The sequence below is a fragment of the Nocardia jiangxiensis NBRC 101359 genome (genome assembly GCF_000308615.1).
GTDB lineage: Bacteria > Actinomycetota > Actinomycetes > Mycobacteriales > Mycobacteriaceae > Nocardia > Nocardia jiangxiensis.
Genome location: NZ_BAGB01000122.1, coordinates 1 through 1,672, shown reverse-complemented (window position 1 = coordinate 1,672; position 1,672 = coordinate 1). Strand labels below are relative to the sequence as shown.

The 1,672-nt window shown below is 67.3% G+C and carries 2 protein-coding genes; one reads left to right on the top strand and one right to left on the bottom strand.

Annotated elements, in window-relative coordinates:
* Positions 1-12 precede the first annotated feature (12 nt).
* On the bottom strand, positions 13-357 hold the full coding sequence (locus ON40_RS34510; RefSeq protein ID WP_040829452.1) for a hypothetical protein: 345 nt from the start codon (positions 355-357) through the stop codon (positions 13-15).
* Between the two features lie 129 nt (positions 358-486).
* Between ON40_RS34510 and ON40_RS34505 the strand changes: the two genes are divergently transcribed.
* Positions 487-1,641, top strand: a complete 1,155-nt coding sequence (locus ON40_RS34505; protein ID WP_051194005.1) for an IS630 family transposase — start codon at positions 487-489, stop codon at positions 1,639-1,641.
* Positions 1,642-1,672 lie beyond the last annotated feature (31 nt).

The following is a 1,672-nucleotide window of genomic DNA, read 5'->3' as shown; positions in this document are numbered from 1 at the left end:
TGGGTGCGCCCGTTAGTTCGTCGGGGGTTGCCAGGCGGTGGGGTCGTTGAGGTAGAGGCCGCAGGCGCAGTCGAGGGTTTCGGCGGGGGTGCCGGAGGGGCGGCCGTTGGGCAGGATGGAGTCCTCGTAGCCTTCTCGGCTGGCGAGGTAGATGGCGAATCCCCAGGTTGTGGCGTATCCGGTGTAGCGCAGCCGCATCAGCGGCAGCCGGGTACCGTCGGCGAGTTCCCCGGCGACGTAGGCGAACGCGCCGTGGTAGCGGACGTGGACTGCGGCCAGTTGCGGCCAGCGTTGCGCGGCGTGGGCGGCCAGTCGTTGCCGCAGTGAGGTCTTGGTCGATTCCGGCGGTGTGGCCATGGACCTCACCCTGCCATGGACCTCACCCTGCCACGGACGGGTTTACGGCGTGGCTACTCGGCGCGGCGCGACCAGCCCGGCAGAGTGTCCGGGGTATGTAATCGTGTTGAGAGACAAGGGAATATCGTTGTGCCGCCGCGCAGCCCGTATGTTGTCGCTCTGACCGCTGCGCAGCGGTCGGTATTGGAAGCGATCACCCGCCGGTCCTCGGCGCAGTGTCGAAGGGTGCTGCGGGCACGGATCGCGCTGGCGGCCGCGGAGGGGGAATCGAACACCGATATCGCCCGTGCCCTCGGCATCAACGCCGACACCGCCAGAAAATGGCGGAAACGATTCTGTAGCAAAGGAATCGATGGATTGACCGATCTGCCTCGCAGCGGCCGGCCACGAGGGTTCACCGCCGAGCAGATCGCCGAGGTCAAAGCCCTGGCTTGCGAAATACCAGCCCGGACCGGGCTGCCACTGACGCGGTGGAGCTGCCCCGAGCTGGCCCGGGAGGTCGCCGCGCGCGGGGTCACCGATCAGATTTCGGCATCGACTGTGCGGCGGATCCTGTCCACCGATGCGATCAAACCCTGGCAACACCGCTCATGGATCTTCCCCCGCGACCCGTACTTCGCGCTCAAGGCCGTCCGGGCACTGGACTTGTATTCCCGCGTCTGGCACGACGACCCACTCGGCGACGACGACTACGTGCTCAGCGCTGATGAGAAACCCGGGGTCCAGGCACGTCGCCGCGTCCGCCGCAGCCTCCACCCCGCCGCCCGCAGGCCGATGCGGGTCGAGTCCGAATACCAGCGTGGCGGCACTCTGGCCTATTTCGCCGCCTACGACGTGCACCGCGCCCACGTCCTGGGCCGCTGCGAGCCGACCACCGGTATCGAACCCTTCGCCCGGCTCACCACGCAGGTCATGACGACCGAACCCTACGCCAGCGCACGGCGCGTGTTCTGGATCGTCGACAACGGCGCCTCCCACCGCAACTGGGCCGCGGCGAAACGACTCAACGACGCCTACCCCAACGCGCACATGGTGCACCTACCCGTGCACGCCTCCGGGCTGAACCAAGTCGAGGTCTACTTCTCCATCGTGCAACGAAAAGCGCTGTGCCCCGACGATTTCGCCGACCTCGACGCCGTCACCAACCGGCTACTCGCCTTCCAGGACCACTACAACGCCACCGCCAGACCATTCGACTGGACCTTCACCCGCGACGACCTCAACGACCTGCTACACCGGCTCGGCCACCACGACCTGTCCGCACCCCTCCCACTCGCCGCGTAACCCCCGACGAACTAACGGGCGCACCCACTAG

What these genes read in the sequence shown, in the direction of transcription:
- ON40_RS34510 (WP_040829452.1), bottom strand. Translation starts at nt 357, where the DNA reads ATGGCCACACCGCCGGAATCGACCAAGACCTCACTGCGGCAACGACTG.